We start from the raw sequence: 15,140 nt of genomic DNA, 5'->3' as shown, positions 1-15,140 counted from the left end.
AGAGGCAACTACAAGTTTTTGGGCGGGAGAGATGAGCGGACGCGCTCTGGAGACGGGACTGTGCGGTAACAGCATGCCAAAGAGCGCGAGCCGGCATCCGGATCCCGCATCTGCCGCCACCGGTCCATCAAAACCGGTCCGGAAGGCTTGCCGGCAGCGGCATGAAAGCCACATATCCGACGGGCGAGCGAAATCCAAAGCCAAAAACTCGAATCTGGCACTCTAGCAGGGGAATCGTATACCGTCAAGCCGTATACCCGGCTGACAAGCAGCGCCGGCTAGACCCCGCGCAGGGTGTCGAGGATGCCCTGCCCGTAGCGCTCCAGCTTGGATGCACCAATCCCGGGAATGCCCTGCATCGCCGACAGCGAGTCCGGCGCCGTGCGCGCCAGTTCGGCCAGCGTGGCGTCGTGGAAAATCACGTAGGCCGGCACGCCGTGCTCGCGCGCGGCCTCGGTGCGCCAGCGGCGCAGCGCCTCCCAGTTGGCCAGCGTATCGGCGTCCATGTCCGCGGTATGGTCGATGCGGTTGCCGCGCGCCGCGCGCTCGCCGGACTTGGCCGGCTTGGCAGCCTGGCGTCGCAGGATGATCTGGCGCTCGCCCCTGAGCACCTCGCGCGCGCGTTCGCCCAGCAGCAGCGCGCCGTGACCGCCATGGTCGATCATCAGCAGACCCTGGGCGATCAGCTGGCGGAAGACCGTGTGCCATTCATGCACCGATCGGTCCTTGCCGATGCCGAAGGTCGATACCTTGTCATGGCCCCACTGCTTGATCTTTTCCGAGGCATTGCCGCGCAGCACGTCGACCAGGTGGGTCGCACCAAAGTGGATGCGGCTTGCCTGCGCGGTGCGGTACACGCAAGACAGCGCCATCTGCGCCTCGCGCGTGCCGTCCCAGGTGGCCGGCGGCTCCAGGCAGGTGTCGCAGTTGCCACAGGGCTCGCTGGCTTCGTCGAAGTACGCGAGGATGCGCTGGCGCCGGCAGCCGGCGGTTTCGCACAAACCCAGCAGCGCATCGAGCTTGGCCGACGACACGCGCTTGAACGCCTCGTCCGCCTCCGACTCGTCGATCATGCGCTTCTGCTGCACCACGTCGCCCAGGCCGTAGGCCATCCAGGCATTGGCGGGCAATCCGTCGCGCCCGGCGCGTCCCGTCTCCTGGTAGTAGCCTTCCATGCTCTTGGGCAGGTCAAGGTGAGCGACGAAGCGGACGTCCGGCTTGTCGATCCCCATGCCGAAGGCAATGGTGGCCACCATCACCAGCCCTTCTTCTTCGCGGAAGCGTGCCTGGTGGCGCTGGCGCGTGCCGGGGTCCATGCCGGCATGGTAAGGCAGCGCGTTGATGCCCTGCCCTTCCAGCCACGCCGCGGTGTCTTCCACCTTCTTGCGTGACAGGCAGTAGACGATGCCGCTGTCGTGTGTGCCGTCGGCGGCGGTGTGCTCGGCCTTGATAAAGGCCAGCAACTGCTGGCGCGCATTGTCCTTCTCGACGATGCGGTAGCGGATATTCGGCCGGTCGAAGCTGGAGATGAAAACGCGGGCGTCGTCCAGCGCCAGCCGCTCGATGATCTCGTTGCGCGTCAGCGCGTCGGCGGTCGCGGTCAGCGCGATGCGCGGCACGTACGGGAAGCGTTCGTGCAGCACCGACAGCTGGATGTACTCCGGCCGGAAATCGTGGCCCCACTGCGATACGCAATGCGCCTCGTCGATGGCGAACAGCCCGACGCGGGTACGCTCGAGCAGGTCGAGGAAGCGCGGCGTCATCAGCCGCTCGGGTGCGACGTAGAGGATCTCCACCCTGCCGGCGAGCAGGTCGCGCTCGACGGCGGACGCTTCCGAACCGGTCAGCGTCGAATTCAGTACCGCGGCGCGCACGCCGGCTTCGGTCAGCGCCGCGACCTGGTCCTGCATCAGCGCGATCAGCGGCGATACCACGATGCCGACGCCCTGCCCTGAGCGCTGGCGCAGCAGTGCCGGAATCTGGTAGCACAGCGACTTGCCGCCGCCGGTCGGCATCAGCACCAGGCTGTCGCCGCCTTCGGCAACGTGGTCGATGATCTCGGCCTGGCGCCCGCGGAAGGCGTGGTAGCCGAAGACATCCTTGAGGATCGCCAGTGCTTGCGACATGGACTGCGGAATTGCTGAAGCCGGAAAAGCCGTAACCTTACCACTAAGGGACCCGGCTACCGCGCCTCGCGGGCAAACTCTCCGACGATTCTCACGAAAGGTCACGCCACGCGCGGATAAAAAAAAGCCCGGCTGGATCAGCCGGGCTTTTTGACCGCCTTGCGGCGGGCATTCACTACTGCGAGATCAGGCGTTGTCGCCTTCACCCTCGGTCGTCGCCTGCACCACCGGCGGCGGCTCGATGAAGAGCGACTGCTCTTCTTCGGCGATCGCCTGGGCGCGTTCGCGCTCGGAGGCCTCGCGCGCCTTGCGGGCACGGTGGTAGGCCAGGCCGGTACCGGCCGGGATCAGACGACCCACGATCACGTTTTCCTTCAGACCACGCAGGTCATCGGTCTTGCCCATGATCGCGGCTTCGGTCAGTACGCGCGTGGTTTCCTGGAACGATGCCGCCGAGATGAAGCTGTCGGTCGACAGCGACGCCTTGGTAATACCCAGCAGCAGGTTCTCGTAGGTTGCCGGACGCTTGCCTTCGGCGATCACGCGGTCGTTCTCGTCGAGCAGTTCCGAGCGCTCCACCTGTTCACCCGGGATGAACTTGGTGTCGCCCACATCGGCGATCTGCACACGACGCAGCATCTGGCGAACGATCACCTCGATGTGCTTGTCGTTGATCTTCACGCCCTGCAGACGGTACACGTCCTGCACTTCGTCCACGATGTAGTGCGCCAGCTCTTCGATGCCCTTCAGGCGCAGGATGTCGTGCGGGTCCGCCGGACCTTCCACGATCATTTCGCCCTTGTTCACCACCTGGCCGTCGTGCACCAGCACCTGCTTTTCCTTAGCGATCAGGAACTCGTGGGCATTGCCGTCCAGGTCAGTGATGACCAGGCGCTGCTTGCCCTTGGTGTCCTTGCCGAACGAGGTCGTGCCCGTGACTTCCGCCAGCACGGCGGCGTCCTTCGGCGAACGCGCTTCGAACAGCTCGGCCACACGCGGCAGACCACCGGTAATGTCGCGGGTCTTCTGCGATTCGGTCGGGATACGTGCGAGCACTTCACCCACGTGCACCTGCTGGCCGTCCTTCACGGTAATCAGCGCGCCGACCTGGAAGCCGATGGTCACGGAGTGGTCCGTGCCCGGGATCTTCACTTCCTGGCCGTTGGCGTCGAGCAGCTTCACCTGCGGGCGGATGCCCTTGGTTGCAGCCGTGCGGCGCTTGGCGTCGATCACCACCAGGGTCGACAGGCCGGTCACTTCGTCCATCTGCTTGGCGACGGTCACGCCTTCTTCGACGTTCTCGAACTTCGTCGTACCGGTGTATTCCGAGACGATCGGGCGAGTCAGTGCATCCCACGTGGCCAGCTGCGTGCCAGCCTTGATGGCCTGGCCGTCCTGCACCAGCAGCGTGGCGCCGTACGGGATCTTGTGGCGCTCGCGCTCGCGGCCGTGGTCGTCGGTGATCAGCGCCTCGCCCGAACGCGAGATGACGATCAGTTCGCCCTTCGCATTGGTGACGTAGCGCATGGTCGCCGTGAAACGCACGGTACCGGTTGCCTTCGCTTCCACGCTCGATGCCACCGCCGCACGCGATGCCGCACCACCGATGTGGAACGTACGCATGGTCAGCTGCGTGCCCGGCTCACCGATCGACTGGGCGGCAATCACGCCAACCGCTTCGCCGGAGTTCACCATCACGCCGCGGCCGAGGTCGCGGCCGTAGCACTTGGCGCACAGGCCGTAGCGCGTGTCGCACGACAGCGGGGTGCGGACCTTGACTTCGTCCACGCCGATGTTGTCGATCAGCTCGACCAGGTCTTCGTCCAGCAGCGTGCCGGATTCGATCGCGGTTTCCTGGGTTTCCGGGTTCACCACGTCGGCCACGGTCACACGGCCGAGGATACGGTCGCGCAGGGCTTCGATCACTTCACCGCCTTCGACCAGGGCCTTCATGGCCACGCCGTTGGAGGTGCCGCAATCGTCTTCCACCACGACCAGATCCTGGGTCACGTCGACCAGACGACGGGTCAGGTAACCCGAGTTCGCGGTCTTCAGTGCCGTATCCGCCAGACCCTTACGGGCACCGTGGGTCGAGATGAAGTACTGCAGAACGTTCAGGCCTTCACGGAAGTTCGCCGTAATCGGCGTTTCAATGATCGAGCCATCCGGCTTGGCCATCAGGCCACGCATACCGGCCAGCTGGCGGATCTGCGCCGCGGAACCCCGTGCGCCCGAGTCGGCCATCATGTAGATGGAGTTGAACGACTCTTGCTTCACGGTCTTGCCATCGCGGTCGACCACGTCTTCGTGCTGGAGTTGCTCCATCATCGCCTTGCCCACCTGGTCGCCGGCGGCGCCCCAGATGTCCACGACGTTGTTGTAGCGTTCCTGGTCGGTCACCAGACCCGACATGTACTGCTTGTCGTATTCCTTCACCTTGGCCGAGGCCTCGGCGATGATCTTCTCCTTGGCGGGCGGCACCAGCATGTCGTCGATCGCGATTGAGATACCGGCGCGGGTTGCCAGGCGGAAGCCCGACTGCAGCAGCTTGTCGGCGAAGATCACGGTCTCGCGCAGGCCGCACTTGCGGAACGCCGTGTTGATCAGGCGCGAGATTTCCTTCTTCTTGAGCGGCTTGTTCAGCACCGAGAACGGCAGGCCCTTCGGCAGGATCTCGGACAGGATCGCGCGGCCGACCGTGGTGGCCTGCAGCGTGATCTTGGGTGCGAAACGGGCGTCGCCTTCGGCGTCCTTGTCGACAAGCTCATACTCGGTGATACGCACGTTCACGCGGGAAGCCAGCTCGACTTCCTTGTTCTCGTAGGCGCGGATCACTTCGCTGATGTCGGCAAAGGTCATGCCCTCGCCGCGGCCGTTGATCTTGTCGCGGGTCGTGTAGTACAGACCCAGCACCACGTCTTGCGACGGCACGATCGACGGGTCGCCGTTGGCCGGGAACAGCACGTTGTTGGAGGCCAGCATCAGGGTGCGGGCTTCCATCTGCGCTTCCAGCGACAGCGGGACGTGGACAGCCATCTGGTCACCGTCGAAGTCAGCGTTGAACGCCGCGCAGACCAGCGGGTGCAGCTGGATGGCCTTGCCTTCGATCAGCACCGGCTCGAACGCCTGGATACCCAGGCGGTGCAGCGTCGGCGCACGGTTCAGCATCACCGGGTGCTCGCGGATCACCTCTTCGAGGATGTCCCACACCACCGGGGTCTGGCTTTCGACTTCCTTCTTCGCCGCCTTGATGGTGGTGGCGATGCCCATCGTTTCCAGCTTGTGGAAGATGAAGGGCTTGAACAGCTCGAGCGCCATCAGCTTGGGCAGGCCGCACTGGTGCAGCTTGAGCGTCGGGCCCACCACGATGACCGAACGGCCCGAGTAGTCGACGCGCTTGCCCAGCAGGTTCTGACGGAAACGGCCGCCCTTGCCCTTGATCATTTCGGCCAGGGACTTCAGCGGACGCTTGTTGGCGCCGGTCATCGCCTTGCCGCGACGGCCGTTGTCCAGCAGCGAGTCAACCGCTTCCTGCAGCATGCGCTTTTCGTTGCGCACGATGATCTCAGGCGCCTTCAGCTCCAGCAGGCGCTTCAGGCGGTTGTTACGGTTGATGACGCGGCGATACAGGTCGTTCAGGTCCGAGGTCGCGAAGCGGCCGCCGTCCAGCGGCACCAGCGGACGCAGCTCGGGCGGCAGCACCGGCAGCACTTCGAGGATCATCCACTCGGGCTTGATGCCCGAACGCTGGAAGGCCTCGAGCACCTTCAGGCGCTTGGCGAATTTCTTGATCTTGGCTTCGGAACCGGTGGCCTGCAGCTCGGCGCGGATCTGTTCGATCTGCTTCTCGATGTCGATGCCGCGCAGCAGTTCACGGATGCCCTCGGCACCCATCATGGCGACGAACTCGCCCTCGCCGTACTCGTCGCACTTCGCCAGGTAGTCGTCTTCCGACATGATCTGGCTCTTCTTGAGCGGGGTCATGCCGGGCTCGAGCACCACGAATGCTTCGAAGTACAGTACGCGCTCGATGTCGCGCAGCGTCATGTCCAGGACCATGCCCAGGCGCGACGGCAGCGACTTCAGGAACCAGATGTGCGCGGTCGGCGCGGCCAGTTCGATGTGGCCCATGCGCTCGCGGCGCACCTTGGCCAGCGTCACTTCAACGCCGCACTTCTCGCAGATCACGCCGCGGTGCTTCAGGCGCTTGTACTTGCCGCACAGGCACTCGTAGTCCTTGATCGGGCCAAAGATCTTGGCGCAGAACAAGCCGTCGCGTTCCGGCTTGAACGTACGGTAGTTGATCGTTTCCGGCTTCTTCACTTCGCCGTACGACCACGAACGGATCTTCTCGGGCGAGGCCAGGCCGATCTTGATCGCGTCGAACTGCTCTTCCTGCTGTACCTGCTTAAAGAGATCGAGCAATGCTTTCATTGCAACTCCTTGTTTCGCCGCCGCTCCGGAGTCTGTCCGGTGCCGCGGCATTCAATCCTGTGGGAAATCCTGCGCTGGTGGGTGCCCGCCGTGGCTGGCACCCGCATCGTCTCGATCAGTAGCGATCGAGGTCGATGTCGATACCCAGCGAGCGAATTTCCTTCACCAGCACGTTGAACGATTCCGGCATGCCGGCATCGATCGAGTGCTCGCCCTTGACGATGTTCTCGTACACCTTGGTACGGCCGTTCACGTCATCGGACTTGACCGTCAGCATTTCCTGCAGCACGTAGGACGCGCCGTAGGCTTCCAGTGCCCACACTTCCATCTCACCGAAACGCTGGCCACCGAACTGGGCCTTACCGCCCAGCGGCTGCTGCGTCACCAGCGAGTACGGGCCGGTGGAACGTGCGTGCATCTTGTCGTCGACCAGGTGGTGCAGCTTCAGCATGTGCATCACACCCAGCGTGACCGGACGCTCGAACGCTTCGCCGGTGCGGCCGTCGTGCAGCGTGACCTGCTGCTTGGAAGCCGTCAGGCCCTTCTCGGCGGCGATCTCGTCCGGGTAGGCCAGGTCGAGCATGCGCTTGATTTCCTTCTCGTGCGCACCGTCGAACACCGGCGTCGCGAACGGCACGCCCTTCTTCAGGTTGTGCGCCAGTTCCAGCACTTCGGCGTCGCTCAGGCTGTCCAGGTCTTCCGGCTTGCCGCTCTCGTTGTAGATCTGCGAGAGCAGCGTGCGCAGTTCCTGCGCCTTGGCCGAGGCCTTGAGCATGTCGCCGATGCGCTGGCCCAGGCCGCGCGCGGCCCAGCCCAGGTGGGTTTCCAGGATCTGGCCCACGTTCATCCGCGACGGCACGCCCAGCGGGTTCAGCACGATGTCGGCCGGGGTACCGTCCGCCATGTACGGCATGTCTTCGATCGGGACGATCTTCGACACCACACCCTTGTTACCGTGACGGCCTGCCATCTTGTCGCCAGGCTGCAGGCGGCGCTTGACGGCCAGGTAGACCTTGACCATCTTGATCACGCCCGGCGGCAGTTCGTCGCCCTGCGTCAGCTTCTTGCGCTTCTCTTCGAAGGCCAGGTCGAATTCGTGGCGCTTCTGCTCGATGGCTTCCTTGACGGCTTCCAGCTGGGCAGCCAGTTCCTCGTCGGCCGGACGGATGTCGAACCAGTGGTACTTGTCGACGTCAGCCAGGTATTCCTTGGTGATCTTGGCGCCCTTGGCCAGCTTCTTCGGACCGCCGTTGACGGTCTTGTCGATCAGCAGGCGCTCCAGACGCTGGAAGGCATCGCCTTCCACGATACGCAGCTGGTCGTTCAGGTCCAGGCGGTAGCGCTTCAGCTCGTCGTCGATGATCGACTGGGCGCGCTTGTCGCGGGTCACGCCTTCGCGGGTGAAGACCTGGACGTCGATCACGATGCCGCTCATGCCCGACGGCACGCGCAGCGAGGTGTCCTTCACGTCCGATGCCTTCTCGCCGAAGATCGCGCGCAGCAGCTTCTCTTCCGGGGTCAGCTGGGTCTCGCCCTTCGGCGTGACCTTGCCCACCAGCACGTCGCCGGCTTCAACCTCGGCGCCGATGTAGGTGATGCCCGACTCGTCCAGGCGAGCCAGCTGGGCTTCGGCCAGGTTCGAGATATCGCGCGTGATTTCCTCGGGTCCCAGCTTGGTGTCGCGGGCAACGACCGACAATTCCTCGATGTGGATCGAGGTATAGCGGTCTTCGGCCACCACACGCTCCGAGATCAGGATCGAATCCTCGAAGTTGTAGCCGTTCCACGGCATGAACGCCACCAGCATGTTCTGGCCCAGTGCCAGCTCGCCCAGGTCGGTCGAGGCGCCGTCGGCAATCACGTCGCCGCGGGCAACGTGGTCGCCGACCTTCACCATCGGACGCTGGTTGATGTTGGTGTTCTGGTTCGAGCGCGTGTACTTGATCAGGTTGTAGATGTCCACGCCGACTTCACCGGCCACGGCTTCGTCGTCGTTCACGCGGATCACGATACGCATCGCGTCGACGTAGTCGACCACGCCGCCACGCATCGCCTGCACGGCCGTACCCGAGTCGACCGCAACGGTGCGCTCGATGCCGGTGCCGACCAGCGGCTTGTCCGGACGCAGGCAAGGCACGGCCTGACGCTGCATGTTCGCGCCCATCAGTGCACGGTTCGCGTCATCGTGTTCCAGGAACGGCACCAGCGAGGCTGCGGCCGACACGATCTGCGACGGCGCCACGTCGATGTACTGCACGCGGTCCGGCGTCACCATACGGGTTTCACGCTCGGAGCCTTCGCGCGCCGACACCAGTTCGTCGGTCAGGTTGCCGTCGGCGTCGACGGTCGCGTTGGCCTGCGCCACCACGTACTTGCCTTCCTCGATCGCGGACAGGTAGTCGACCTGGTCGGTCAGCTTGCTGTTCTCGACCTTGCGGTACGGGGTTTCCAGGAAGCCATACTCGTTCAGGCGCGCGTAAAGTGCCAGCGAGTTGATCAGGCCAATGTTCGGACCTTCCGGCGTTTCGATCGGGCACACGCGGCCGTAGTGGGTCGGGTGCACGTCGCGGACTTCAAAGCCTGCGCGCTCGCGGGTCAGACCGCCCGGGCCCAGTGCGGAGACACGGCGCTTGTGCGTGATCTCGGACAGCGGGTTGGTCTGGTCCATGAACTGTGACAGCTGCGACGAACCGAAGAACTCGCGGATCGCCGACGAGATCGGCTTCGAGTTGATCAGGTCGTGCGGCATCAGGTTCTCGGTCTCGGCCTGGCCCAGACGTTCCTTGACGGCGCGCTCCACACGCGACAGGCCGGCGCGGAACTGGTTTTCGGCCAGTTCGCCGACGCAACGCACGCGACGGTTGCCCAGGTGGTCGATGTCATCGACCTCGCCCTTGCCGTTGCGCAGGTTGACCAGGATCTTGATGGTCTCGAGGATGTCCTCGTCCTGCAGCACCATGGCGCCTTCACCGCTGGGGCGGCCCAGGCGGCTGTTGACCTTCATGCGGCCAACGCGCGACAGGTCGTACGACTCTTCGCTGTAGAACAGGCGCTGGAACAGCGCTTCCACGGCTTCTTCGGTCGGCGGCTCGCCCGGGCGCATCATGCGGTAGATCGCGATACGCGCAGCGGTCTGGTCGGCGGTCTCGTCCACGCGCAGGGTCTGCGACATGTACGGGCCCTGGTCCAGATCGTTGGTGTACAGGGTCTGGATCTGCTTGACACCGGCTTCGCGCAGGTTTTCCAGCAGCGTTTCGGTCAGCTCGTCGTTGGCGTTGGCAATCACCTCGCCGGTATCCGGGTCGATGATGTTCTTGGCCAGCACGCGGCCCAGCAGGTAGTCTTCCGGCACGCTGATCAGCTTGGTGCCGGCCGAGTCCAGGTCGCGGATATGCTTGGCGTTGATCCGCTTGTCCTTCTCGACCACCACGCGGCCGTTCTTGTCGGCGATGTCGAAGCGCGCGACTTCACCGCGCAGGCGCTCGGGCACGAACTCCAGCTGCGCGCCTTCCGACTGCAGCGTGAAGTTGTCGAACACGAAGAAGTGCGCGAGGATCTGTTCCGGGGTCAGGCCGATCGACTTCAGCAGGATCGTCACCGGCATCTTGCGGCGGCGGTCGACGCGGAAGTACAGGATGTCCTTCGGGTCGAACTCGAAGTCCAGCCACGAACCGCGGTAGGGGATGATACGGGCCGAGAACAGCAGCTTGCCCGAGCTGTGGGTCTTGCCCTTGTCGTGCTCGAAGAACACGCCCGGCGAGCGGTGCAGCTGCGAGACGATGACACGCTCGGTGCCGTTGATCACGAACGAACCGGTGGAAGTCATCAGGGGGATCTCACCCATGTAGACTTCCTGCTCCTTCACTTCCTTGACCTTGCCCGGGTTCTCGCGATCGTTGATGATCAGGCGAACCTTGGCGCGCAGGGCCGAGTGGAAGGTCAGGCCACGCTGCTGACATTCCTTGACGTCGAACGGCGGGTTGGACAGGTGATACGAGACGAACTCCATACGGGCGAGCCCGTTATGCGAAGAGATCGGGAAGATTGCGTTGAATGCGGCCTGGAGGCCTTCGCTCTTGCGACGCGCGGTCGGCGTTTCCGCTTGCAAGAACTGGGTGTAGGATTCAATCTGAGTGGCAAGCAGGAATGGAACCTGATGTACCGTCGCGCGCTTCGCAAAACTTTTGCGAATGCGCTTCTTTTCGGTGAAGCTGTACGCCATGGGATCTCCGAATCATCGCAGGACGGCTGGACCTGGCCGCGCCTGAGGTGTTCAGCGACTGGGAGGGGATTTGGCGGTTGGCCGCTACCAACCTCTGGCTGACGGTGTCCGCACGCTGCGGGCGGTGTGGTCGTCGCATCAGCGCAACGCCTGCACTCGCCCGGGGGACACCCGACCAAACTTGTCTTCTGCAGTCGGTTCAGAAGACAAACATCAGCAGCAACCACTTAGTGTGCCACTGATGTTTGGCCTCTGCTGAGTTGCCGGCAAATGAAGTGGTGCCGGGACCCGCAAACATCACATTTTGTAACTTTGCCGCTGTGCCGAGTGGTGACTAAAACACAATCGCACAAGCGCAAAAAGGCTGGCGCCGGGAATTTCCCTTTGCCAGCCCCATTCGCGTGCCGCAAGGGCACGCGAGTACAACATTACTTGACGTCGACCTTGGCGCCGGCGTCTTCCAGCTTCTTCTTGGCTTCGGCAGCAGCGGCCTTGTCCACGCCTTCCTTGACGGGCTTCGGTGCGCCATCGACCAGGTCCTTGGCTTCCTTCAGGCCCAGACCGGTGATTTCGCGAACGGCCTTGATCACGCCAACCTTGTTGGCGCCGACTTCGGCCAGGATCACGTTGAACTCGGTCTGCTCTTCAGCAGCGGCGGCACCGCCAGCGCCCGGAGCAGCAGCCACGGCCATGGCAGCAGCCGACACGCCAAACTTCTCTTCGAACGCCTTGACCAGGTCGTTCAGTTCCATCACGGACATCGCGCCAACGGCTTCCAGGATGTCGTCTTTGGTGATTGCCATTTGAAATACTCCTACTAGATTTGATTCGGTATCGGTAATGCGATCTTTCGATGCGCGGCCTGGATTGCCTTAGGCGCCGGCGGCTTCCGCTTCCGCGGGAGCGCCTTCTTCCTTCTTGGCGGCCAGGGCAGCCAGCAGACGGGCGAAGCCCGACACCGGTGCCTGCATCACGCCCAGCAGCTGAGCAATCAGTTCGTCGCGGGTCGGGATCGAGGCCAGCGCCTTCACGGCGGCAGCGTCGAGAACCTTGCCGTCATACGACCCGGCGCGCAGGACCAGCTTGTCGTTGGTCTTGGCGAAGTCGTTCAGAACCTTGGCCGAGGCCACTGCATCTTCGGAAATACCGTAGATCAGCGGACCGGTCATCTGCTCTGCGAGGCCTGCAAACGGCGTACCTTCGACGGCACGGCGAGCCAGCGTGTTCTTCAGAACACGCAGGTACACGCCTTGCTGGCGAGCGGCAGCACGCAGCTTGGTCAGATCGCCAACCGCAATGCCGCGATATTCGGCGACGACGATGGTCTGGGCCTTGGCGACTTGCGCCGAGACCTCAGCAACGACGGCCTTCTTATCTTCAATATTGAGTGGCACGGTTAAGCTCCAAAATGACGCTGGGTCTCCGGCTATACCGGAGCCTTCACGTCAGCACAAACGAACGGCGTCCGATTGGCCCGAATCACCCGGGTCAGTGCCCGGTTGCTTCAATCCCTTCGGGTGCGCCATCTGCGCTGGCTGGCCGGAAGACGTCGCTCAGGCATGAAGCCTTGCCGCACGTTCCGACCGATTAAGCCCTTTCCGCATCACTGCCGCGGACAAGGACACCAGCGGTCTTTGATAACCAGCGATGCCTGCCGATGCTTGCGCATCCAGCGAGCACCGCTGCCCAAAGCCATGCTCCATCCCTTGCGGTCCGGAGACGACCCTCGCCATTGGCCAGGGTCTTCAATTCTTTTTGCCGACCGGTGTTATCGGGTGCCGGTCAGCAATTTGCCGTCAGCTCAGGCAGCCAGCGTAGCCTGGTCGACACGCACGCCGACGCCCATGGTCGACGAAACAGCGATCTTGCGCAGGTACACGCCCTTGCTGGTGGCCGGCTTGGCCTTGACCAGCGCGTCCAGCAGCGCCGACAGGTTGCTCTTCAGCGCGGCGTCTTCGAACGAACGGCGGCCGATGGTGGCGTGGATGATACCGGCCTTGTCGACACGGAACTGGACCTGACCGGCCTTGGCGTTCTTCACGGCCTGGGCCACGTCGGGGGTCACGGTACCGACCTTCGGGTTCGGCATCAGGCCGCGCGGGCCCAGGATCTGGCCCAGCGTACCGACGATACGCATCGTGTCCGGCGAAGCGATCACGACGTCGAAGTTCAGGTTGCCAGCCTTGACTTGCTCGGCCAGATCTTCCATGCCGACGATATCGGCACCGGCGGCCTTGGCGGCCTCGGCCTTGTCGCCCTGGGCGAACACAGCCACGCGCACCGACTTGCCGGTACCGGCGGGCAGCACCACGGAACCACGAACCACCTGGTCCGACTTTTTGGCGTCGATACCCAGTTGCACGGCCACGTCGATCGACTCGTCGAACTTCGCCGAGGCGCAGCCCTTCACCAGGCCCAGGGCCTCGTCGATCGGGTAGAACTTGGTACGCTCGATCTTCGCCTTGTTGGCGGCGACGCGCTTGGAAACCTTAGCCATTTACAGACCCTCCACGGTGATGCCCATCGAACGAGCCGAACCGGCGATGGTACGCACGGCGGCGTCCAGGTCGGCGGCGGTCAGGTCAGCGTTCTTGGCCTTGGCGATTTCTTCAGCTTGGGCGCGGGTGATCTTGCCAACCTTGTCGGTATGGGGCTTCGGCGAACCCTTGGTGATGCCGGCTGCCTTCTTGATCAGCACGGTCGCAGGCGGCGACTTCATCACGAAGGTGAAGCTCTTGTCGGCGAAGGCGGTAATCACCACCGGCACCGGCAGACCAGGCTCCATGCCTTGGGTCTGGGCATTGAACGCCTTGCAGAACTCCATGATGTTCAGACCACGCTGACCCAGTGCGGGACCAACGGGCGGGGAGGGATTTGCCTTACCAGCCGGAATCTGCAGCTTGATAAAGCCAATGATCTTCTTGGCCATCTCTACTCCAATCCGGATCGCTCCACTCGGGGAAGACGATCCTGTTGAGTCGTAACGCGCTGTCGCCGCACCGGTGGCACGGCCTCACGCTCCTCTTTGGCAACGCCCTGGGACACTGCCGTTGCCAGTTGCCGCCCTCTCGGCCGACAACCGGCAAATTCCTTAAACCTTCTCGACCTGGCCGAATTCGAGTTCGACCGGCGTTGCACGTCCGAAGATGGTGACCGAGACGCGCAGGCGCGATTTCTCGTAGTTCACTTCTTCCACGTTGCCGTTGAAATCGGTGAACGGGCCGTCCTTGACGCGCACCATTTCGCCCACTTCGAACAGCGTCTTGGGACGCGGCTTCTCGACCCCTTCCTGCATCTGGGTCATGATCTTGTCGACTTCGCGCTGCGAAATCGGGCTCGGGCGGTTGCGTGCGCCGCCCACGAAACCAGTGACCTTGCTGGTGTTCTTCACCAGGTGCCAGGTTTCGTCGGTCATTTCCATTTCCACCAGCACGTAGCCCGGGAAGAAACGACGCTCGGTGACCGACTTGTGGCCGCCCTTGATTTCCACGACTTCTTCGGACGGCACCAGGATGCGGCCAAACTTGTCCTGCATCTCGGCGCGCTCGATGCGCTCCTGCAGCGCGCGCTGCACGCTCTTCTCCATGCCGGAGTAGGCATGCACGACATACCAGCGCTTCTTCGACGAAGGCGATTCCGGCGCGGTGGTTTCCTGCTGAGCGTTATCGGTCATGTGCTACCTCTTATTTCCAGCCCAGCACGAGCGAGAACACAACCCACTCGATGAGCTTGTCCGCCGACCACAAGAACAGTGCCATCACTACGACGAAGACAAACACCAGGCCCGTCATCTGTCCGGCTTCCTTGCGCGTCGGCCAGACGACCTTGCGAACTTCCCGATACGATTCCTTGGCGAACCCAATGAAGTCCTTGCCCGGTGCCGACACCAGTGCAACGACGACACCCAGTGCAATACCGCCGAACAGCGCAGCGCCACGTACATAAGACGGTTGCTGTGCGAGTGCATAGAAACCGATGACGCCGGCAACCACCAGCAGCACCGCGACGCCGAGCATCCACTTGCCGCTGTTGGCGTTCACGGTTTCAACATTGGGATTGGCCATGTTTCGCAAACGAGACTAAGCCGCGTCACGATTGCTCCTCGCGACGCGGCTGATTGATTTGGCAGGGGCAGAGGGAATCGAACCCCCAACCTTCGGTTTTGGAGACCGACGCTCTGCCAGTTGAGCTATACCCCTAAAACTACTGAGAGCTGACGCTAGCGCCAACCCTTTCTGGCAACGAACGCGGCCGGTTGGTGCCGCGTTCGCAATCGAACAACTTAGTCGAGGATCTTTGCCACGACGCCGGCGCCGACGGTACGGCCACCTTCGCGGATAGCGAAGCGCAGGCCTTCT

At 63.3% G+C, this 15,140-nt stretch carries 9 protein-coding genes and 1 tRNA gene; all 10 read right to left on the bottom strand.

Features of this window, described 5'->3' with window-relative positions; genetic code table 11:
* Nucleotides 1-278: 278 nt before the first annotated feature.
* The 10 genes from recQ to ACAD63_RS01285 all read right to left on the bottom strand — a co-directional run bounded on the left by recQ (nucleotide 279) and on the right by ACAD63_RS01285 (nucleotide 14,981).
* A complete protein-coding gene (gene recQ, locus ACAD63_RS01330; protein WP_135706077.1) occupies nucleotides 279-2,126 on the bottom strand; it encodes a DNA helicase RecQ in 1,848 nt (615 codons plus the stop codon).
* A 186-nt stretch (nucleotides 2,127-2,312) separates the two neighbouring features.
* Nucleotides 2,313-6,560, bottom strand: coding sequence for a DNA-directed RNA polymerase subunit beta' (gene rpoC, locus ACAD63_RS01325; RefSeq protein ID WP_135706078.1), 4,248 nt, complete (start codon nucleotides 6,558-6,560; stop codon nucleotides 2,313-2,315).
* Between the two features lie 115 nt (nucleotides 6,561-6,675).
* Complete coding sequence (rpoB, locus tag ACAD63_RS01320; RefSeq protein ID WP_133098469.1) at nucleotides 6,676-10,782, bottom strand: DNA-directed RNA polymerase subunit beta; 4,107 nt, start codon at nucleotides 10,780-10,782, stop codon at nucleotides 6,676-6,678.
* A 428-nt stretch (nucleotides 10,783-11,210) separates the two neighbouring features.
* Nucleotides 11,211-11,585, bottom strand: a complete 375-nt coding sequence (gene rplL / locus ACAD63_RS01315; RefSeq protein ID WP_010810464.1) for a 50S ribosomal protein L7/L12 — start codon at nucleotides 11,583-11,585, stop codon at nucleotides 11,211-11,213.
* 69 nt (nucleotides 11,586-11,654) lie between these two features.
* On the bottom strand, nucleotides 11,655-12,176 hold the full coding sequence (rplJ, locus tag ACAD63_RS01310; protein ID WP_115660927.1) for a 50S ribosomal protein L10: 522 nt from the start codon (nucleotides 12,174-12,176) through the stop codon (nucleotides 11,655-11,657).
* 407 nt (nucleotides 12,177-12,583) lie between these two features.
* Nucleotides 12,584-13,279: a 50S ribosomal protein L1 gene (gene rplA, locus ACAD63_RS01305; RefSeq protein ID WP_029049799.1), complete on the bottom strand. Its 696-nt coding sequence runs from the start codon at nucleotides 13,277-13,279 to the stop codon at nucleotides 12,584-12,586.
* Nucleotides 13,280-13,711, bottom strand: a complete 432-nt coding sequence (gene rplK / locus ACAD63_RS01300; protein ID WP_010810467.1) for a 50S ribosomal protein L11 — start codon at nucleotides 13,709-13,711, stop codon at nucleotides 13,280-13,282.
* Between the two features lie 162 nt (nucleotides 13,712-13,873).
* Nucleotides 13,874-14,455 (bottom strand): transcription termination/antitermination protein NusG, encoded by a 582-nt coding sequence (gene nusG / locus ACAD63_RS01295; RefSeq protein WP_010810468.1) that lies wholly within the window; start codon nucleotides 14,453-14,455, stop codon nucleotides 13,874-13,876.
* A 10-nt stretch (nucleotides 14,456-14,465) separates the two neighbouring features.
* Entirely contained in the window at nucleotides 14,466-14,846 is a 381-nt protein-coding gene (gene secE / locus ACAD63_RS01290) for a preprotein translocase subunit SecE (RefSeq protein ID WP_135706079.1), read from the bottom strand.
* A 59-nt stretch (nucleotides 14,847-14,905) separates the two neighbouring features.
* Nucleotides 14,906-14,981: transfer RNA gene (locus tag ACAD63_RS01285), tRNA-Trp, on the bottom strand.
* Between the last annotated feature and the right edge of the window lie 159 nt (nucleotides 14,982-15,140).

Source organism: Cupriavidus sp. a3 (assembly GCF_051015765.1).
GTDB lineage: Bacteria > Pseudomonadota > Gammaproteobacteria > Burkholderiales > Burkholderiaceae > Cupriavidus > Cupriavidus oxalaticus_A.
This window is presented reverse-complemented; position numbering and strand designations above follow the sequence as displayed.

Excerpts from the sequence above, each read along its gene's own strand:
- recQ (WP_135706077.1), bottom strand. The coding sequence starts at position 2,126 with ATGTCGCAAGCACTGGCGATCCTCAAGGATGTCTTCGGCTACCACGCC.
- rpoC (WP_135706078.1), bottom strand. The coding sequence starts at position 6,560 with ATGAAAGCATTGCTCGATCTCTTTAAGCAGGTACAGCAGGAAGAGCAG.
- rpoB (WP_133098469.1), bottom strand. The coding sequence starts at position 10,782 with ATGGCGTACAGCTTCACCGAAAAGAAGCGCATTCGCAAAAGTTTTGCG.
- rplL (WP_010810464.1), bottom strand. The coding sequence starts at position 11,585 with ATGGCAATCACCAAAGACGACATCCTGGAAGCCGTTGGCGCGATGTCC.
- rplA (WP_029049799.1), bottom strand. The coding sequence starts at position 13,279 with ATGGCTAAGGTTTCCAAGCGCGTCGCCGCCAACAAGGCGAAGATCGAG.
- rplK (WP_010810467.1), bottom strand. The coding sequence starts at position 13,711 with ATGGCCAAGAAGATCATTGGCTTTATCAAGCTGCAGATTCCGGCTGGT.
- nusG (WP_010810468.1), bottom strand. The coding sequence starts at position 14,455 with ATGACCGATAACGCTCAGCAGGAAACCACCGCGCCGGAATCGCCTTCG.
- secE (WP_135706079.1), bottom strand. The coding sequence starts at position 14,846 with ATGGCCAATCCCAATGTTGAAACCGTGAACGCCAACAGCGGCAAGTGG.